The sequence below is a fragment of the Sphingopyxis sp. GW247-27LB genome, from assembly GCF_002277025.1.
Taxonomy (GTDB): Bacteria; Pseudomonadota; Alphaproteobacteria; order Sphingomonadales; family Sphingomonadaceae; genus Sphingopyxis.
This window is the reverse complement of the sequence record NZ_NIWD01000006.1, coordinates 17,162-35,514: the sequence shown is the minus strand read 5'-3', so window position 1 is coordinate 35,514 and position 18,353 is coordinate 17,162. Positions and strand designations below refer to the sequence as shown.

The window sequence follows — 18,353 nt, the reverse complement described above, 5'->3', positions numbered from 1 at the left end:
CGGAAGCGACGCACCGATCAGCCGATGGCGTCGGCGGGGTTCTTGCCGCCAGTTTTCGCATCCGCAGCGGCCTTCGCATCCGCAGCGGCCTTCGCATCCGCAGCGGCCTTCGCATCCGCAGCGGCCTTCGCATCCGCAGCGGCCTTCGCATCCGCAGCGGCCTTCGCATCCGCAGCGGCCTTCGCATCATCCGTCGGGGCAGTCTTGGCGCGACGCGCGGCGACCGTCTCGTAGACGGCGGCTTCATCCTCGGTCGGCTCACGAGCCGCCTTCTGCGCGAGAAATTCCGCTGCGATGCTCGCAGGAATCTCGACGGTTTGGTTCGGCTCGACGATCTTGCGCTCGTCGCCATCACGGTAACGAAGCTCGTGAATCGAGGTAACCAGGGTCATGTCTTTGCTCATAAAATCACCTTTGACGTGATACCGGCAGGTGCTGAAACCTGCCGGTATGGTCCTTCAGAACAATCAGGCGGCGGCGATAACCGCAGCCTTCAGCGTTGCGTTGGGGTTGATCGGCACCTCGAGCGGCGACGAGGTGTGCGAGACATGCTCGGTCTTCACGCGATCCCCGGTGCGATAGTTCTTCGGGAACAGCGGGATCGGCTCGTAGTCCGCATCCTGATCGACGATGCGACCGAAGCACTCGTGACCGGCCACGGCGTCGGGCGTCGAGGTGAACACGATCTCGTGCGCCGGCAGGTAGCGCGTCTGCACGCCCGCGTCGTTCTGGTAGGTCTCGTCGTTGACCCACAGTTCGATGGTGACGCCGCTGTTGCCGGCAACGAACAGCGTGCCGAAGCGATAGACCATCGGCTGCTTCGGGTCGGCCGCGAGGATGCCGCGTTCGACCTGGTGACGACCACCGGTCGTATTGATGTCCATGTGCTTCAGAATTTCTTCATCGGCCTGGATGATTGCAGCGACAGTGCCCGACATGGTGATGCGGGTCGGCATTCCGCCGAATTCCGCAGCGCACATCTTGGCGATCTGTGCCTTGAAGAAGTCGAGGATCGAAACCCCCGCTTCGCCGAAGCGGTCGCCGGCGCCGAGCGTGACGGTGTGGCCCGCAGCGCGCTGGAAGTTCACCAACGTCGTCGGATATTTCGGACCCGAGAGCGTCACCTGACCGTCGATAATGGCGCGCGCGGCGAGCCATTCCATGCGGCGGTCCCAAGCGTTGCGATGCGCGGCGGCGATCTGCACCTTCAGCATCTCGAGACGCTGTTTCGGCGACAGCTTGGTCACATCGAAGCGGCTCTGGTCGATACCCGGCTGATAGGTCAGCGGCTTCAGCGGATCGACCACGTCGTCGAGCACGACATAGGCGGGCTTCACGCGATAGGCGCGGGCCGAGTCGTCGTAGACGCTGCCACCCTCGCCGAGCGGCAGGGCGAACGGCGCGAGCTTCTTGCTGCGAATCGGCAGCTTCTCGAAGTCGATATATTCCTCGGTCGAGCGATGCTGGAACGGGAACCACTGGCGGAAATAGTTGACCGTTTCCGACTTGGTGTCGCGCATGACGCCAAGCGACTTGCGGGTCGACCACAGTTCGTAGGGATTGTCCGACATTGTCATTGATCCTTAATTGGAGGGGAGTGCTGTGATCAGGCTTCGCGCGAGCGAACGATGATCTGCGAGGGGGTGAGCGCGCCGATGAAACCCGACGTCTTGAGCGCGTCGGTGTCGATCGAGGCATCCCAGACGAGCGGACCTTCGAGTGCGAAGCAGCCGCTGTACCAGACGTGGACGTTGGCGCCGCCCGCACCGATCGACGCGGAGTGGGCGATCACGCCGAACGGCTTCACCGTCCATTCGGCATTGACGTCGTCATATTCGGCAGGGGCCACGAACCCGTTGGCGTCGATGCCGACGACTTCGAACTGCGCGAAGTCGGTCGATGCGAGGCCGGGAAGGACCAGTGCGGGACGCAGCGGAGGTTCGCTGCCTGCGAGCAGGTTGTCCTGCGTGAACGTGTCGAGCACTTCGAACGCGGCGCGACCGTAGACGTCCGCGTTCTTGTAGCTGGTGGTAACATCAGCCATGAGAAAATCTCCTTCGTAAGTGATCTGGATCAGGCCGCGGCGGCGCTGACGCAGGCGAGACCGAAGCGACGCGCGAGCGCGATCGTGTCGGAGCCGTCGTCCTCGGCCTTCGGGTCGGCGTTATCGGGTTCGGCTGCGACATCGGGGCTGTTGCCGTCCATAGCCGCGTCGAACGGGGTCTGCGAGCCCGAGGGTGCAGCCGCCGTTTCCTTCGGGGCCGCGGCGAGCATCGCCTTGGCCGCGTCGAGGTCCATGTCGGTGTTCATCGCGATATGGTTCGCGAGCGCACCACGGCCCTCGGCATCTTCGCAGCCGGTGATGGCTCCGATGCGCGCGCGGTCAGCCTTCACCGCCGCATCGATGTCAGCCTGCGACAGTGCGGGCTGGGTGTTCTCGGCGCTGGCTTCCGGCGCCGAATTGTCCGTCTTGTTGGACATGTCGTCGTCTCCTTCATCATTGGAGGGGTTGGACAAATCGGCCACAAACGCAGCCAGGGCATCGTCGAGCCAACCGACATTGTCGGCGAGCCCGTTCGATATTGCTTCGGGAGCAGTGAAACATTGCGCTTCGGTCTTGCGCACTGTCTGCTCATCCATGCTTCGGCCTTCCGCGACGGCCGAAACGAAAATCTGGTAGAGGTCGTCGATGCGGGCCTGAATGCGCTCGCGCACGTCATCGGGCAGTGCCTCGAAGCTGTTGCCGTCGACTTTGTGTTTGCCCGCGAAAATGAACGTGATCTTGAGACCCCATTCGTCCATGAGCTTCGACTGATCGATGTGCATCGTGACGACGCCGATCGAACCGACGCCGCCCGTGCGGGTGACGGTGATCTTGTCGGCGACCATCATCGTCGCGTAGGCGGCGGAATATCCGGCTTCGGCGACGAACGCTTCCACGGGTTTCCCCGCTTCGGCTTTCGCGGCCTGCATCTTTTCGAGCGTTTCAAAGCAGCCTGCGACCGTGCCACCGGGACTATGGACGATGAACGCGATGCGCTGGACGTTACCGTCTTCCATGCCGCGCTTGAACGCGCGCAGGATGTAGTCGTAACCGGTCGCCCACGAATCGAGTTGCCAGCCGAAGTCGTGCAAGAGCACACCCTTGACCGGAATCTGCAGCGTGCCGTCCTTGACGACATATGGGCGATAGCGCGCGGCCCAACTGTCGGGCTGCGGCCAGAAATCATCATCATCGCTCGCCAGATCGACCGCGCGGGACAGGTCGATCTTCGCGGCTTCGACCAGGTTGCCCTGCACGAGACCGAGCATTTCAGGATTGATCAGCGCGGGTTCGTTCGCGAACCGCGTCAGGAGCGGATTCATGGTGCGGATTCCTCTTCGCTCTGTGATTGGGGTTCGGTGCGCGCGGCACCGTTCATGGCGTGATCGCCGAATGTGAGCCCGAGACGTTCTTCCTCGCGCTTCTCGCGGGCGCGCTGGCGGTAGACGCGGCGCCAGTCCTTGCCGAGCCGCGCCAGTTCCTCTTCGCGCGTGGAGAGTCCGTTATCGATGCGCAGGATCGCGGCTTCGGTTTCCTTTAGCTCGTCGATCTGGCCGCGCGCCGCGCCGATCCAGTCCGCGCGCGCCAGCGCCGAGAACGCCATGTTGAGGCGACCATCGCGGCCCGCGTCAGTGTAGAGAAGTCCTGCCTTGGCCTTCGGGAACGTGGTCAACTTATTCTGGTTGACCCCTTCCTCGAGGAACAGGCGATAGACGCTGTTCGCGGCGCGCTCGGCAATGAGGCGCTTGAGCGCCTGCATGAACTTCCAGGTGTTGCCTTCGCCGGCGCGCGCCGACGAATAATTCGTCTTCGAATAGTCGTGGGTGAACTGTTCGTAGGACACACCTGCCGCGACCGACTGATACATGTTCAGTGATCGTTCGAAGTCCGTGCCGACGACGCCACCCTTGCCGGGTGACATGAGCTCAAACTTGGTGCCCGGAAACAGATGGGGGACGCGCGCGCCGTCCATCTGCAGCGCGCGGCTGTTCCCGACATATTGCTCGATCTGTCCGAGGTAGCCGGTCGCGTAGCTGTTGATCGCCTTCGCGACGGCGTCGGGGCTGATCTCGCCGCCGCCAAGCTGCGCGAACACCTGTTCGGCAGGAAGTTCCGACGTGATCGCGCCGGCGTAGAGCGACTGCAGAACCTGCTGCTGCAACGCCACGTCGCGCAGCCTGTGACCCATTTTCGACGGTTTGATCGTCGACATGAGATCCGAGAAGCCGCGCGTCTGGTCGACGCGCATATCTTCCTTGATATGCAGAACCTGCAGCCGACCCCATTTGGTGCGGATCGGATGCTCGCGCCAGCGCGGCAGGTCATACAGATACGTCCACTGGACGTCGCTCGGATGACCTTCGCGGATCTGATACGCGACGGGACGACCGCGGCTGTCGAAACGAACACCTGCACGGACCATCTTGTCATTGCGGTGATCAGGGTCGGTCGACAGCCGGTCAAGATCGATCAGGTTGATGACCGTCTTGAATTCTCCAAAGCCTTCCCGGTCCCACTCGGCGGTGGCGAGCACTTCGCCGCCTGCCAGGTGGACGCCGATCATCAGGCGGACCATTTCGGTGAAACTGTTCTGACGCTTGCTGTCGACCCAATTGTCGGGGCTTTCGGCCCACAGATCGAACAGTTCCTCGACTTCCTCCTGAAACTCTTCTTCCCAATTCTCGTCGAACGTCGCGGGCATACCCTTGCGACGCGCTTCGCGATTCAGGTAGCCGATCGAGGGTCGCGCGTTCAGCAAGAACTGATGGCCGACGACATTGTCTTTGCGCAGCCGCGCGACACCCTGAATATAGGCGTCGTCGTTCAGCAGCGCGCGGATGCGACCATCGCCGACGTCCTTGTCGGGAAGAATGTCGGCATCGGCGGATTGAAGCGGGGGCGACCACAGCGACAGGGTGCGATCGAACTGGTCAGCGCCTTCGAACCCACCCATCGCCATGTCACCGCCGCCGCTGGAAGGGACCAGCACCTGCGGCGGCGGTGACGCTGACGGCGGCGGGGAGGGGACGCCGATCAGATCGTCGAATTCCGACAGGCTCATCCGATCAGCCTCATGGGGCCGGATGCCTTGGTCGGGTCAATCTTGCGTTCGAGTTGGTCGATGTAGGCTGCGAGTCGTCCCGCGTTCGCGATGCCGTAGCGAACCATTTCGCCGTTCTGGTCGCGAGCCTCGACGACGCTGCGCCCCGTCATCAGGGCGTGATATGCGGTTTTCGCTTCGGCAAGAAGTTCTGCGTCGGTCATCGCGTTCCCAGTTCGAACTGGCTCGCGAAATGCCATCGACGCGACATAGAATCAAGCGATACGTGACTCTAGCATGTTTGGAGGTGCATTGTCACGTATAAAGTGACTAAGCGAGACGCGATGCAAGATCGGCCAGTGACGGCGCGGTGTCGGGCGCGGAATCGTCGTCTTCGACATAGGGATTGAACACCATGTCGTTCTCATCCCAGTCGCGCGCCCATGTGGGCGGATTGTCCCAATCGATGCGCTCGAGATTCACCGTGCGATGCAGGCAGAGCGCGATCGTGTAGACGAGCAAATCCCACGCCTCGTTGCGGCGCCGGCTGAGATTTTCCCAGCCCTTCGCGGTTTTGATTTCGGTGGTCAGCTGCTTGTAGAGCCATTCTTCGGCCCACAGCGGGAACCGGACGCGGCCGCCCGGATCGGTGCGGCCGAGCATCGCATAGGCCATATCCTTGACGATATCGGTGTTGACGCGCTGCACCGGAATCTCGCCGCGCGCGTTGACGAAGCGATCCTTGCGACCGCTGTCGGGGTAGATGGTGCTGATGCGCGGTGCGGACTTCGACGCATCGCCCTTGATCAGATGGAACCGCAGATGCTCGCCATCGCCGCGGTCGCGCAGCTTGCGCCAGAAATTATAGGCGTTGGCCGTCACGCCTTCGCGACCACCGGAGTCGCATCCCATGATCTTGATCCGCATCCGCATCCCCGATCCGTCTGCGAGCGGATAGGTTTGATGCAGTTCCTCTATCAGCACGTCCCAGTCTTCGGGTCGCGATGCAGGGTCGATCGTCTGCCATTCTCCGTTCTCGTCGGCAACGACGGAACGACGGATCTTCTTCATTTCGATGATCGCGATGTCGCCGTATTCGTCGACCGAATGCGTCTGTACGACGAACGCGCGTGCCTGCACGTCGACGGTCTTGACAAGGAAACGGCCACCATGAGGCACGACGGGCGCTTCGGCTGATCCGCCCCAATCCTCTGCGCGCTGCTTCAATTCTTCCGGCAGGCGACCTGCTTCGGTCGCCTTCATCATGTACGGCAGACCCTGGTCGACGTTGGTCGTCGTTTTCAGCGCCTCTTCGCTACCGGTCGCCTCATATTCCTGCTGTGCCTGCAAGAATTTGAACACCAGTTCAGTCCATGTCGCGAAAGCAGCTGATGGCCCCTTCTGCCAGAATGAGGCGATGGTGCTGCGACGCGCGACACCGCCGACCGTGCCGTCGGGAAGCCAGACCTGCCCCTCCTTGATCCATTTCCCGCCAAGGTTGAGCTCGTATTTCATCTCATGCTCGTGAGGGAACTCACACGACGGGCAGAGAAGTCGAACCTGTTCCGCAGCGTCGAGCAGATCGGCGGAATCGGGCCAGACGAAATTCTTGAAGTCACCCTCGAACGGTTCACGGCACTTGACGCACCTCCAATACCAGCGCCGTCGGTCGCCGCGGTTGTAGAGCGACAGGATTCCCTTGGTCGGCGGTGCTTCGTGCGGCGTTGAAGGGAGCCATTTCGGATCTTCGATGATGAAGCCCGGCGAGCCTTCGGCGGCGCACATGCCGAACCGCTTGAAGGTCTGCGCGCGCTTCCGCGCTAGGTCGAACGGGTTGCCTTCACCGTCGATGTCCTGCGGCATACGGTCATAATCGAACAGCCACAGACGCGGGATCGTCTTACCCGACAATTCGGTGATGGTCGGCCATTTGATGAGCAGCCGCATCCCCGACAGGAACCGCTTGTCGAAGACGTTGTCGTTCTGCCTGCCGGGCGTCATGCGGCGGGCGATTTCCGGTGAGTAGCGGATCGCGCGACCGAGATCGCCGATCGACCAGTCGCGAGCAGTCGCCTGAGTCATGTGGATGAACATCATGTCGGCAGGATCGTATCGCGCGCTGCTCGCGAGCCAGTTGATCGCGCCGGCCGATTTGCCGCCGCGCGCCGGGCCGACATAGATTTGGCCCGTGAACTGAAGGCTGGACAGTTCGTCCTGCGGTTCGATCAGGTAAGGAGTCTTGTCATAGTCGAAGTAACCAACGTGCGTGCCGGGTAGATTCACATAATGCGTGCGGCGCGCGCCTTCGCTGATCGACAGGCGTTCCGGGGGACGGACTGCCTCGGCGGTCGCGACGATCATGTCTTCGAGGGTGATGAAGGTCATGCTACGGCGTCCCACGCGAGAGGGTGGGACAACGCGCCGGGGAATGGGAAAGCGTTGATTCGTTCGGTCGCGATTTGCGCGTAGTCGGGATTGAGTTCGCAGCCGATCCAGCGGCGCAAGTTCTTGACGGCTGCGCAAGCCGTTGTGCCAGCGCCCATGAATGGATCGAGAACGACGTCACCGACGCGGCTTCCTGCGAGAATGCAGGGTTCGATCAGGTCGACTGGGAAGGTGGCGAAATGTGCGCCCTTGAAGGGTTTCGGGCTGACATTCCAAACGGATCGCTTGTTCGATCCGAGCATCTGTTGCTCTGATCGCGACATAGCGTCCCATCGATCGTTGAACCCTGCGTGACGACGACCGTGACCGCGTTGCTTGTCGAGCTTCTTGCGTGCACTTTCGATGATTCGTGACTTCGTGCCAGATGCCGACTGCGCGCGCCTCGCCGAAATTCTTCGTGTCGATCCCATTGTAACCATCGCGAATTTGATCGAGCAGCGCCTGAGATGGGGGATTTTTTATCGCGTCAGAATCATAATAGTATCGGGCGCGTTTCGAGAGCATGAAGATATATTCGTGAGATCGCGTGCAGCGGTCGCGAACCGATTCCGGCATCGGGTTTGGTTTCGACCAGATGATGTCCTGACGCAGAAACCAACCATCGGCTTGAAGCGCGAAAGCGACGCGCCACGGGATGCCGATTAGGTCTTTAGGTTTGAGGCCATATTCGGATGCGCGCTGTCCGCGACCTCTTACTGCCTGTGCTGTGCCATGCTTCGGTCCACCTTTCGTCTGCTCGACTTGGTAGGTGCGATTTGCAGCATAACTATCGCCCAAATTCAGCCAGAGCGTTCCATCATCGCGCAGCACGCGCCAGACTTCACGGAACACAACAACCATGGCAGCGACAAACTCATCGGGCGTCGCCTCGAGACCAATCTGACCGTCGACACCATAGTCGCGCAGGCCGAAATATGGCGGCGACGTCACGCACGTCTGAACACACCGATCAGGCAGCGTGCGCAACTGTTCGACGCAATCACCGATGAGCAGGCGTCCCCAACTCACCCCTCCACTCCCTCATCCAAATCCCGATCCTGCCCCGCGACCGACTGCGTCTGATGCAACCGCGGCGCCTCGACCAGTTTCGAGTGCAGATCCGCCTGAAACCCGTCGACTAGGGACTCGAACAACGTCATCTGCTCGTCGGTGAGTTTCCCGCGCTCGCGCATCGTCTCGACGAACAACTGCGTTTGGTCCTTGATCGTCATGAAGGCGCGGCCGAACACCTCGAGCACGTCCGACGTCATCCATGCTTCGCCGGCTTCGTGGAGGTATTTCAGCTTCGAGCGCTTCGCGTCCCAGAAGACCTTGTTGATGTGATGGGGCAGTTTCTTGAAGTCGAGCGAGGCGATATATTTCTCAAGGTCGATCTTCGGTTCGACGAGATACGCCGCGGCTTCCTTGAAGTCCCACACCACGACCTGTCGCCCGCCGACCTGCGCCAGAGGTTCGAGCGGCAGGAGGCGCTTCTTGATCGTTGCCGGGTCCATGTCGAACACGGAAGCGAGGAAGCTGGCGGTCACCGGTCGCTTGAGATCGCGCAGCTGGACAAATGTTGCGCCGCTCGCCGCGGCACGTAGCGCGGCAGCGCGTTGGCGATCGCTGGAGTCGGTCAGGGGAGGTGCGGGCTGCGCCGCGACGCCGATGAGCTCGTCGAAGTCGGTCATCCGATTATCCCGTCGAGCGAGTGTTGAAGCACGTTTCGCGTGATTCGTTGGCCGATCCAAAACATCACGGGCACGGGCATCGAGTTCCCGAGTTGCTTGTAGCGGACGCTGTCGGCGGTCATCAGCCACCAACCGTCCTTCGGGTCGGGTTCCCAATAATCCTCGGGGCGCGTTTTGGTGATTTTCTTTCGCTTGTAGTGGCGAACCGGGATGCGCGTGTAGCCGTCGGGGAATCCCTGAAGTCGTTCGCATTCTGGCGGCATCAATCGACGCACGGCCTTGCTCGGCGGCTCGAGAATGTCATTCTCGAGCCCGTTGTTGCGCTGAACGGGGAGGGCGAGGTTGTCCGATGTTACGGGGTCTTGCGATCCGTGACAGACGATGGGGTTGCCTCGGCCCGTGCCATCTTCACTCGCGTCAAATCCCTCGCTCGTCAGGGTATGCGTCACGGGTTCCGTGACGCATACCGCGGGCGGATGCGCCGAGGCAGCAAGCGGGTGACACGGGTCACCCGCCTTGGGGTGGCTGTAATTATATTTCGATGTGATCTGTGTCGTGTCGAAGGGGATGACTTCGGGTGCGCCACCGCGCGAGACAGGATAAGTGACTTGGGCATCGCGTATCGTGCCGCATTCCGAGCAGATATCGCTGATCTCGCCACGAAACTGTGCGCCGCAGCCGCATCGAATGATGAGGGGTTCGACCGACGCTAGAACATGCGGTTTATCACCGCCGCCGCCGCCAGTTCGCAGGGTGAACGCCACTTCGTCACCGAGTTCCGCCGTTGCGCCACCTTCCCGACCGCGCAGCGCGACTGCATAAGCGGGCTGCACGATGTAATCGCCGCCTTGGTTGCCACCGACCGGCCCCGCAGCCATTAATGGCTGCGATATATCGGTTTCGCGCGCTTTGAAGTCCTTGCCGATGAACAGCGGCATAATGGAATATGCCACAGCAGGCATTACCCCGCCATTCGCATGTGACCCGTCGAACTGGCCGGCGCGCAGGGTGGGGAAGAGATCGACGCTCGCATCACCGCCAAAGACTTTGGCGGTGAAGGCTATGGGCAACTGAGCATCATCGAAGACGGCTCCGATAATAGGAATCAGCGTCTCCGTCTCGGCGTCCTGTCGCCCCATCGCTCCCGCATTGAGGCAGAGCGATACGGGTGGCGGGAACGAAAAGACCTCCCCCCCCCGCTATATGTTGATCTTCGAGACCCATCTTCGTGCCGAAATGCGCGTTGAGCGTTGGCGCGATCTCAGCGGGCCACCTTACCCGATCAGATCCTGCAACGGCGACGACGCAGTCTTGGCCGCGGGTATCTCCGGTGCGCTCGATGCCCCTGCCACTGCCACTGCCTGTAAGGCACGGTGCAACATCATGGGCAACACTTTCCCCCGCTTCGCGGCTCGGCGCAAAATCCCGGCGCACGCAATCCAACTCAAGTAGAACCTCTCCGGGATCGAAGTCCGCACGAGCACTTGCGACAACGAACACACGACGGCGTCGCTGTGCCAGTCCATAATATTGAGCGTCCCTAACGATCCACGCGACTGATCTTTCGGGTCCAGCAACAACACCTGACACCGGCCACTTTGGACGATGCTGCTGTGTTTTGCGATCCCACTTCCAGAACTGGCTGTCCTTGCCCGTTGCAGGTCGTTCACCCGGTTCCAGAGCGACATCGTCGCCGGCGAGAGCCGCGAGAAAGGATCCAAACGAGTTGTCTGGCATGCTGAGTGCGCCGGGTACATTTTCCCATACTGCAATGACGGGTGGCTCGCCGCGCTCGCGGCGTTTACTGTCGAGTGCATCGACGATCTCCACATAGGTAAGGGTGAGGCGTCCTCGGGGGTCGGACATGCCGCCGCGCAGTCCCGCGAGCGAAAATCCTTGGGAGTTATGGACTACGAAACCGTCTGCGCAGTAGGAGTTGTCTTCCTCGACCTCGAGATTGAATACTTGGGTCGGTGGGCCAGGTTCGACGCTACGGACGCATCCGAAGCGCATATTGTCACGCTCAAACGATGACCTGTTCGAATTCGATATCGTCACCGTGTAGTAAGCTCGCTCGTTGACCGTGCGGCCTTCGATGATACATTTTGAACGGTTCGGTTGGATATGGTCGATGCTGCTCGCGTGGCCGAGCGAATTTGCCACCATGCGCGTTCCGATTGCGAGTTCGCGATTGATCGTGGCGATCCGATGCCCTCGAACACTGGAATTCGCTGTTCCATCCATTGCAATATATCCGTCGAGCCACGCGCGACGAAGGTGTCTGGGAATGCCGAACAACCATCCCGGAATGCGCTTTCCATCGGCACCGTGACCAAATTGTTCGCGAATCCACCGTGCTGCGGCCGACACACAAATCTGCAACCGGACACCTGTCCTCGTTTCCGTCTCGGTGACGTGCCAACCGATCGCTTCGGCCCGTTCAATTATCAATTTAGCCTTAGCGGCATTGACGCCGTATAAGATGTACGAACGTCGATCTGTCATTCGGGTCCAACCGTCACCGACGAACGCACCTATCAACCAGAAGAAATCCTCATTGAAAGGTGCTGACGCCCGTTCATTCCCGTTGCAAACGATTGGGGGAATGGATGTATCGGGGAAGGCTGCGACAGACGCCCAATGCTTGCCCCGCAAATCCTTCGCTTCGACCCATGATGGCCCCTCAATCCAGGTGTCCCAAACCGACCTGCCATTTCGCCGAGTCGCGAACCCATTCTTCTCGCACGCCCAAAACGGATGCTCTGGAGTCGTCAACAACCCCGGATGACCTTGCCCTTTGACGACAATCGTCTCTGACGTAAACTTTGAGCCTACGCGCAACACCCGCCGCCAGCGACGCTGATGCGTAAGCACCAAATCACCGACTCGGATATCTTCAATTGGTCGCAGCCCATCGGGTGTCGTCACAAACGTCCCTGCGGCGAAGCACGGCGTGCCCGCCACAAACACGTCCGGCGCCGCGACCAGATCATGTTCGATCAGACCGGGGATCAGCGTCATATCCCCCAGGTTCGGCACGTCGGGGTAACGATATGCGAGCAGCGCCGAAGCGTCCTTATCGATCTCGGCGACCCATTCGCAGCGCCACCCCAATGGAAGCCACGCGACGGACGCCGCTTCAATACCCGAACATGCCGAACCGAACGTCAGCACGCCGCAAGCTCTTCCTGCTGCCAGTTGCGGATATCGGACGACAACCAGAACACGGTACGACCGCCGCCCCGATACGACTTCGCCTTGGGAAACGAACCGTCGTTGATCCGACGATAAATCTGAGCGCGCGACAGGCCCGTAACCTTCAGTACCGTCGGCAAGCGCCAGAATTCTTCATCGACCGCCATGTGGTCCGCTCCATTGAATCACGTCGTTGGTGAGATACTCACGTTTCGCGTGACAATCAAGGGAGAATCATCTAGGGTCGTATGGCAACACGAAAACTACATTCGATGGAGGATGACATGCGCAAAGGTGCCTAACCCAAACCCCCAACAGAATCGTCAGAGCCCGTCGGTCGAAGGATCGGCGGGCTTTCTTCCGAACACCACATCCGCCCACCATTCGAGCAGCCTGCGACGCTGCTTCAGGTAGAGCGCCGAATTATAAGCCTTCCGGCTTTTCTTCTCTTCAACATGGGCGAGGCAATATTCGACCCAGTCCGCATTCCACTCCGCTTCGTTCGCAGCGGTCGAGAATGCGCCGCGGAACCCGTGAACCGTCGCGCGCCCATGATATCCGAGCCGATACAACCCGTAGAGCATCGTGTTCTCGCTGATGACGCCGCTCACCGTGTTACTCGCGAACAGCAACCCGCGACCGCGCCGCCGTTTCACGATCTCGACCGCATCGGGCGACAACGGCACCAGATGCTCGTTGCGCATCTTCATGCGAGCAGGCGGAAGGCGCCAGATCGGATTGTCGCCGTCCAGTCCTTCGAACTCGTCATCATGCGCGAAGCGCGTCTCGGAGGTGCGTGCCACGGTAAGGATCGTCAACAGCATCGCGTCGCGCGTCTCCTGGTCGAAATCATACTCGCGCATCTTGCCGATCAGCGCCGGGATCTCTGCGGCTGCGATCTTCGCGCGGTGCTGAACCGGACGCGGCGCGCTCAGTGCGCCAACGATTTCCCCCGCCGTATCGCGCGCGACCAGTCCCTCGGGGATGCCGAAACGCAGGATGCGCGACATGAAGTTGTTGATCACCTTCGCGAGATAGATCGCACCACGATTCTCGATTTTGCGAATTTCCGTCAGGATTTCCTGCGGTGTGATGTCGTTCGGGTTTCGATGACCGAACGGCTTGCGCAAATATTTCTTGATGCGCGTGCTCGTGATGCGGTGGTGCCGATCACTCCATGCCGCGCGCTGCGCCTTCAACCATTGGTCGGCCAGGTCGTCGAACGTGATCGTGTCGGTGGTGATCTTGGGCGACTGGCCGCGCTCGAGACGTCCGCGGGCGTCATCTGCCTTGTCGCGCGCATCGCGGATTGTGATGTGGGGGTATTTGCCGAAGGTCAGCGTGCCGCGCTTGCCGGCGAACTGATAGTCGAACCGCCATGACTTCGTGCCGCTCGTCGCAACGAACAGGTACAGGCCGGATGAGTCGTTCAGTTTGAAGGGCTTGTCGCGGGGCTTCGCGTTGCGGATTTTCGCGTCAGAAAGCATTTACGGTATCCATGAGAAACTATACCGTAAAATCTACCGTAAAATACCGTAGCTGTCCATAGAATGTCAGAGACGATATGAGACGATAAAACTCCCAGAATTTGGCGACACAGCGAGTAAAATGAGACCGAATGAGACTTCTTGAAACGAGTAACTTGGTGCGGACGGCGGGACTCGAACCCGCACACCCAGATGGATAGCAGATTTTAAGTCTGCTGCGTCTACCGGTTCCGCCACGTCCGCGCACCCGCTGCCGGTCAAGCGGATGGGCCGGAGGAGGTCAAGCGCTGTTTGCGGCTTTCCCGCGCCCATGGGCTCGGGTAGAGCATGCCGCCATGCAACCCGTGCTCTCCATCTCCGGCCTCGGCAAAACCTACAAGAGCGGCCACCAGGCGCTGAGCGGCGTCGATCTCGACATCGCGAAGGGCGAGATTTTCGCGCTGCTCGGGCCGAACGGCGCGGGCAAGACGACGCTGATCAGCATCGTATGCGGCATCGTCATGCCCAGCGCCGGCACGGTGACGGTGGCGGGGCACGACCATCTTCGCGACTATCGCGCCGCGCGCTCGATGATCGGGCTGGTGCCGCAGGAATTGCACACCGACGCGTTCGAGACGGTGCTGGCGACGGTCAACTTTTCGCGCGGGCTGTTCGGCAAGCGGCGCGACCCCGCCTTCATCGAGCGGCTGCTCCGCGACCTGTCGCTGTGGGACAAGCGCGACGCCAAGATCATGGAGCTGTCGGGCGGGATGAAGCGCCGCGTGATGATCGCGAAGGCGCTCTCCCACGAACCCGAAATCCTCTTCCTCGACGAGCCGACCGCGGGGGTCGACGTCGAGCTGCGCCGCGACATGTGGACCATGGTGCACGGGCTTCGCGAGCGCGGCGTCACGATCATCCTGACGACCCATTATATCGAGGAGGCCGAGGAAATGGCCGACCGCGTCGGGGTGATCAGCAAGGGCAGGCTGATCCTGGTCGAGGAGAAGAACGCGCTGATCAAGAAGCTCGGGCGCAAGACGCTGACCCTCAACCTCGCCGAACCGATGACGGCCATCCCTGCCGAGCTCGGCGAATGGCGGCTCGAACTCGCGGGCGAGGGGCACGAACTGGTCTATGAATTCGACAGCCAGGCCGAGGCGACCGGGGTGCCCTCGCTGCTGCGGCGGATGAGCGACCTCGGCATCGGTTTCAAGGATCTGCACACGAAGCAGAGCTCGCTCGAGGAGATTTTCGTCGGGCTGGTGCACGAGACGAAGGCGGAGCAGGCGGCATGATTTCGAATTTCCGCGGCATTCGCGCGATCTATCAGTTCGAGATGGCGCGCTTCGGGCGGACCTTCTGGACCAGCCTGATCCTGCCGGTGATCACCACCGCGCTCTATTTCGTCGTCTTCGGCTCGGCGATCGGCAGCCGGATGAGCGAGGTCAGCACGGTGCCCTATGGCGCGTTCATCGTGCCCGGGCTGATGATGCTGACGATGTTCACCGAAAGCATCAGCAATTCGTCGTTCGGCATCTACATGCCCAAATGGACCGGGACGATCTACGAGATGCTGTCGGCGCCGATGTCGCCGCTCGAACTGCTGATCGCCTATGTCGGCGCGGCGGCGACCAAGTCGGTGATCATCGGGTCGATCATCTTCGCGACCGCGCATCTGTTCGTCGACGTCGAGGTCGCGCATCCGCTGCTGATGGCGGCGTTCATGATCCTGATGGCGGTGACCTTCTGCCTCTTCGGCTTCATCATCGGCATCTGGGCGCAGAGTTTCGAGCAGCTGCAGGTGATCCCGATGCTCGTCGTCTATCCCCTGACCTTTCTTGGGGGCGCCTTCTATTCGCTCGAAATGCTGCCGAAGGCGTGGCAGGCGGTGACGCTGTTCAACCCCGTGGTCTATCTGATCAGCGGCTTTCGCTGGACCTTCTTCGGGCAGGGCGACGTCGCGATCGAGGTGAGCATGAGCGCGGTCGCGCTGTTCCTGGCGCTGTGCCTCGGCGTGATCTTCTGGATGTTCCGGACCGGGTACCGGCTGAAGAATTAAGGCGGGTGCAGCCCATCGTCATTGCGAGCGCAGCGAAGCAATCTCCAGTTCTATGGCTGGAGATTGCTTCGCTGCGCTCGCAATGACGATTTTTGAAACGCCGAGATTACCGACTGTCAGTCGTTCAGCCGCTCGCGCATTTCCTTGCCCGGCTTGAAATAGGGCACGCTCTTGGCCTTCACCGCGACGGGTGTGCCGGTGCGCGGATTGCGGCCGGTGCGCGAGTCGCGGCTGCGGGTCGAAAAGGCCCCGAAACCCCGCAATTCCACGCGGCCGCCGGCCGCCAATTGGTCGACGATGGAATCGAAGAAAACATCGACGATCTTTTCCACCTCTTCGAGGCGCAAGTCGCTGTTTTCACTCGCGATCTTTTGAACCAGTTCCGACCGGATCATCTGCTTCCCCTATTATCACGCCTGTCCCGCCTTCGCGGGGATATCCGGTCGTTGCCGGCTCGATTGCGTGAGACCCCTCCCAACGCGCGCAGAACCTACCATGAATCGGGATTCGATCAAAATATATCCCGCGACGAAAAAGGCCCGCCGAGGGACACTCGGCGGGCCTTTCCGTCATTTCGTCGAAGGAGGGAAGGGTCAGCCCTTCTTGCCCGCCTTCAGCGCCTCGCCGAGGATGTCGCCGAGCGACGCACCCGAGTCCGACGAGCCGTACTGCGCGACGGCCTGCTTCTCTTCGGCGATCTGCATCGCCTTGACCGAGAAGTTCGGCTTCTTCGAGCGGTCGAAGCCGGCGACCATCGCGTCGAACTTCTGGCCGACCTGATAGCGGTCGGGGCGCTGCTCGTCGCGGTCGCGGCCGAGGTCGGCGCGCTTGATGAAGCCGGTCGCGCCATCGTCGCCCGCCTGGACTTCGAGGCCGTTGTCGCGGACTTCGAGGACGGTGACGGTGACGACGTCGTTCTTCTTCAGCGAACCCGCACCGGCGCCGGCGCCGACGGCGGGAGCGCCCTTTTCAAGCTGCTTGATGCCGAGGCTGATGCGTTCCTTCTCGACGTCGACGTCGAGAACGACGACCTGCACCTGCTCGCCCTTGCGGTGGAGGTGCAGCGCTTCCTCGCCCGAGATGCCCCAGGCGATGTCCGACATGTGGACCATGCCGTCGACGTCGCCGGGCAGGCCGACGAACAGGCCGAACTCGGTCGCATTCTTGACTTCGCCTTCGACGACGCTGCCGACCGGGTGAGCCTCTGCAAAGGCACCCCAGGGGTTCGACTGCGCCTGCTTGAGGCCGAGCGAGATGCGACGCTTCTCGCTGTCGACTTCGAGGACGATGACGTCGACTTCCTGGCTGGTCGAAACGATCTTGCCGGGGTGGACGTTCTTCTTGACCCACGACATTTCGCTGACGTGGACGAGGCCTTCGATGCCGGGTTCCAGCTCGACGAACGCGCCGTAATCGGTGATGTTCGTGACCGTTCCGGTGAGCTTCGCGCCGACCGGATACTTGGCGGCGACGCCTTCCCACGGATCGCTTTCGAGCTGCTTCATGCCGAGGCTGATGCGCTGCGTGTCGCGGTTGATGCGGATGATCTGCACCTTGACCGTGTCACCGATGTTGATGACTTCGCTCGGGTGGTTGACGCGCTTGTAGCTCATGTCGGTGACATGGAGCAGGCCGTCGATGCCGCCGAGGTCGACGAACGCACCATAATCGGTGATGTTCTTGACCGCGCCTTCGATGATCTGACCCTCTTCGAGGTTCTGGATCAGGCCCGAACGCTGTTCGGCGCGCGTTTCCTCGAGGATGGCGCGGCGCGACACGACGATGTTGCCGCGGCGGCGATCCATCTTGAGGATCTGGAAGGGCTGCGGCAGGTCCATGAGCGGGCCGACGTCGCGCACCGGGCGGATGTCGACCTGCGAACCCGGAAGGAACGCCACGGCGCCGCCGAGGTCGACGGTGAAGCCGCCCTTGACGCGGCCGAAGATGACGCCTTCGACGCGGGCTTCCTTGTTGAATTCTTCTTCGAGGCGGTCCCAGGCGGCTTCGCGGCGGGCGCGGTCGCGGGACAGCATGGTTTCGCCGTTGGCGTTCTCGACGCGGTCGACATAGACTTCGACTTCGTCGCCGATCTTGAGATCGGCCTTCTGGCCCGGCATCGCGAATTCGCGAAGCGGCACGCGGCCTTCGCTCTTCAGGCCGATGTCGATCACTGCCAGGTCGTTTTCGATGCCGGTCACGGTGCCCTTGACGACGCGGCCTTCAAAGCCGCCGTCGGCGCCGCCCAGCGATTCATCGAGCATCGCGGCGAAATCGTCGCGCGTCGGAAAAGCCGTAGTGGCCATAGATGTGTCTTCCTTACTTCATTTGTTCCGGCCAAGCGGTTGGGTCCGCTGGTCTTGTGGCCGATCCGTCCCGTCCGCCGGATGCGGGGCGGGACATCCGCTGGACGGCGTCGCGGCAGGACACAGGC

17 protein-coding genes, 1 tRNA gene and 1 pseudogene are annotated in these 18,353 nt (G+C 61.4%); 2 read left to right on the top strand and 17 right to left on the bottom strand.

Going from position 1 to position 18,353, the window contains the following annotated elements; all coding sequences use genetic code 11:
* Positions 1–17: 17 nt before the first annotated feature.
* The 15 genes and pseudogenes from CD928_RS23320 to CD928_RS05480 all read right to left on the bottom strand — a co-directional run bounded on the left by CD928_RS23320 (position 18) and on the right by CD928_RS05480 (position 14,124).
* The gene (locus tag CD928_RS23320) at positions 18–392 is read right to left on the bottom strand and encodes a hypothetical protein (protein ID WP_176473468.1); all 375 of its coding nucleotides are present in this window, start codon (positions 390–392) and stop codon (positions 18–20) included.
* Between the two features lie 75 nt (positions 393–467).
* Positions 468–1,571 (bottom strand): major capsid protein, encoded by a 1,104-nt coding sequence (locus tag CD928_RS05540; protein WP_176473467.1) that lies wholly within the window; start codon positions 1,569–1,571, stop codon positions 468–470.
* A 35-nt stretch (positions 1,572–1,606) separates the two neighbouring features.
* Positions 1,607–2,044 (bottom strand): hypothetical protein, encoded by a 438-nt coding sequence (locus CD928_RS05535; RefSeq protein ID WP_095386025.1) that lies wholly within the window; start codon positions 2,042–2,044, stop codon positions 1,607–1,609.
* 29 nt (positions 2,045–2,073) lie between these two features.
* Entirely contained in the window at positions 2,074–3,366 is a 1,293-nt protein-coding gene (locus CD928_RS05530) for a S49 family peptidase (protein ID WP_095386022.1), read from the bottom strand.
* Entirely contained in the window at positions 3,363–5,105 is a 1,743-nt protein-coding gene (locus CD928_RS05525; protein ID WP_095386019.1) for a phage portal protein, read from the bottom strand. Before CD928_RS05525 ends, CD928_RS05530 begins: the two co-directional genes overlap by 4 nt.
* Positions 5,102–5,308 carry a gpW family head-tail joining protein gene (gene gpW / locus CD928_RS05520; RefSeq protein WP_095386016.1) on the bottom strand — a complete coding sequence of 69 codons (207 nt, stop codon included), beginning with the start codon at positions 5,306–5,308 and terminating at the stop codon, positions 5,102–5,104. The genes CD928_RS05525 and gpW overlap by 4 nt, the downstream gene beginning before the upstream one ends.
* Positions 5,309–5,414: 106 nt before the next feature.
* Positions 5,415–7,469: a phage terminase large subunit family protein gene (locus tag CD928_RS05515; protein ID WP_095386013.1), complete on the bottom strand. Its 2,055-nt coding sequence runs from the start codon at positions 7,467–7,469 to the stop codon at positions 5,415–5,417.
* Positions 7,466–7,747, bottom strand: a pseudogene (locus CD928_RS24015) (DNA methyltransferase); the annotation flags it as partial. The pseudogene CD928_RS24015 and the gene CD928_RS05515, both read right to left, overlap by 4 nt.
* Positions 7,647–8,537, bottom strand: a complete 891-nt coding sequence (locus CD928_RS23735) for a site-specific DNA-methyltransferase (protein WP_176473466.1) — start codon at positions 8,535–8,537, stop codon at positions 7,647–7,649. The pseudogene CD928_RS24015 and the gene CD928_RS23735, both read right to left, overlap by 101 nt.
* Complete coding sequence (locus CD928_RS05505; RefSeq protein WP_095386010.1) at positions 8,534–9,199, bottom strand: hypothetical protein; 666 nt, start codon at positions 9,197–9,199, stop codon at positions 8,534–8,536. The genes CD928_RS23735 and CD928_RS05505 overlap by 4 nt, the downstream gene beginning before the upstream one ends.
* Positions 9,196–10,338, bottom strand: a complete 1,143-nt coding sequence (locus CD928_RS24010; RefSeq protein WP_217983728.1) for a hypothetical protein — start codon at positions 10,336–10,338, stop codon at positions 9,196–9,198. Before CD928_RS24010 ends, CD928_RS05505 begins: the two co-directional genes overlap by 4 nt.
* A complete protein-coding gene (locus CD928_RS05495; protein ID WP_095386005.1) occupies positions 10,277–12,373 on the bottom strand; it encodes a Hint domain-containing protein in 2,097 nt (698 codons plus the stop codon). The genes CD928_RS24010 and CD928_RS05495 overlap by 62 nt, the downstream gene beginning before the upstream one ends.
* Positions 12,367–12,561, bottom strand: a complete 195-nt coding sequence (locus CD928_RS05490; RefSeq protein ID WP_095386002.1) for an AlpA family transcriptional regulator — start codon at positions 12,559–12,561, stop codon at positions 12,367–12,369. The genes CD928_RS05495 and CD928_RS05490 overlap by 7 nt, the downstream gene beginning before the upstream one ends.
* A gap of 156 nt (positions 12,562–12,717) precedes the next feature.
* Positions 12,718–13,881: an integrase arm-type DNA-binding domain-containing protein gene (locus CD928_RS05485; RefSeq protein ID WP_095386000.1), complete on the bottom strand. Its 1,164-nt coding sequence runs from the start codon at positions 13,879–13,881 to the stop codon at positions 12,718–12,720.
* A 156-nt stretch (positions 13,882–14,037) separates the two neighbouring features.
* A tRNA-Leu gene (locus CD928_RS05480) sits at positions 14,038–14,124 on the bottom strand.
* A 92-nt stretch (positions 14,125–14,216) separates the two neighbouring features.
* On the opposite strand from CD928_RS05480, the gene CD928_RS05475 reads away from it, so the two are divergent.
* Positions 14,217–15,158, top strand: a complete 942-nt coding sequence (locus CD928_RS05475) for an ABC transporter ATP-binding protein (RefSeq protein ID WP_095385997.1) — start codon at positions 14,217–14,219, stop codon at positions 15,156–15,158.
* Complete coding sequence (locus CD928_RS05470) at positions 15,155–15,922, top strand: ABC transporter permease (protein ID WP_095385995.1); 768 nt, start codon at positions 15,155–15,157, stop codon at positions 15,920–15,922. Before CD928_RS05475 ends, CD928_RS05470 begins: the two co-directional genes overlap by 4 nt.
* Before the next feature lie 116 nt (positions 15,923–16,038).
* On the opposite strand, the gene CD928_RS05465 is transcribed toward CD928_RS05470, so the two are convergent.
* Together CD928_RS05465 and rpsA are read right to left on the bottom strand one after the other, a co-directional pair.
* Entirely contained in the window at positions 16,039–16,317 is a 279-nt protein-coding gene (locus CD928_RS05465) for an integration host factor subunit beta (RefSeq protein WP_095385991.1), read from the bottom strand.
* A 198-nt stretch (positions 16,318–16,515) separates the two neighbouring features.
* Entirely contained in the window at positions 16,516–18,225 is a 1,710-nt protein-coding gene (gene rpsA, locus CD928_RS05460) for a 30S ribosomal protein S1 (RefSeq protein WP_095385988.1), read from the bottom strand.
* Between the last annotated feature and the right edge of the window lie 128 nt (positions 18,226–18,353).

Coding starts and splice junctions, on each gene's coding strand:
- CD928_RS24010 (WP_217983728.1), bottom strand. CDS start 10,338: ATGGGGCGACAGGACGCCGAGACGGAGACGCTGATTCCTATTATCGGA.
- CD928_RS05470 (WP_095385995.1), top strand. CDS start 15,155: ATGATTTCGAATTTCCGCGGCATTCGCGCGATCTATCAGTTCGAGATG.
- CD928_RS05515 (WP_095386013.1), bottom strand. CDS start 7,469: ATGACCTTCATCACCCTCGAAGACATGATCGTCGCGACCGCCGAGGCA.
- CD928_RS05490 (WP_095386002.1), bottom strand. CDS start 12,561: ATGGCGGTCGATGAAGAATTCTGGCGCTTGCCGACGGTACTGAAGGTT.
- CD928_RS05485 (WP_095386000.1), bottom strand. CDS start 13,881: ATGCTTTCTGACGCGAAAATCCGCAACGCGAAGCCCCGCGACAAGCCC.
- CD928_RS05530 (WP_095386022.1), bottom strand. CDS start 3,366: ATGAATCCGCTCCTGACGCGGTTCGCGAACGAACCCGCGCTGATCAAT.
- rpsA (WP_095385988.1), bottom strand. CDS start 18,225: ATGGCCACTACGGCTTTTCCGACGCGCGACGATTTCGCCGCGATGCTC.
- CD928_RS05505 (WP_095386010.1), bottom strand. CDS start 9,199: ATGACCGACTTCGACGAGCTCATCGGCGTCGCGGCGCAGCCCGCACCT.
- CD928_RS05540 (WP_176473467.1), bottom strand. CDS start 1,571: ATGTCGGACAATCCCTACGAACTGTGGTCGACCCGCAAGTCGCTTGGC.
- CD928_RS05525 (WP_095386019.1), bottom strand. CDS start 5,105: ATGAGCCTGTCGGAATTCGACGATCTGATCGGCGTCCCCTCCCCGCCG.
- CD928_RS05535 (WP_095386025.1), bottom strand. CDS start 2,044: ATGGCTGATGTTACCACCAGCTACAAGAACGCGGACGTCTACGGTCGC.
- CD928_RS05475 (WP_095385997.1), top strand. CDS start 14,217: ATGCAACCCGTGCTCTCCATCTCCGGCCTCGGCAAAACCTACAAGAGC.
- CD928_RS23320 (WP_176473468.1), bottom strand. CDS start 392: ATGACCCTGGTTACCTCGATTCACGAGCTTCGTTACCGTGATGGCGAC.
- CD928_RS05465 (WP_095385991.1), bottom strand. CDS start 16,317: ATGATCCGGTCGGAACTGGTTCAAAAGATCGCGAGTGAAAACAGCGAC.
- gpW (WP_095386016.1), bottom strand. CDS start 5,308: ATGACCGACGCAGAACTTCTTGCCGAAGCGAAAACCGCATATCACGCC.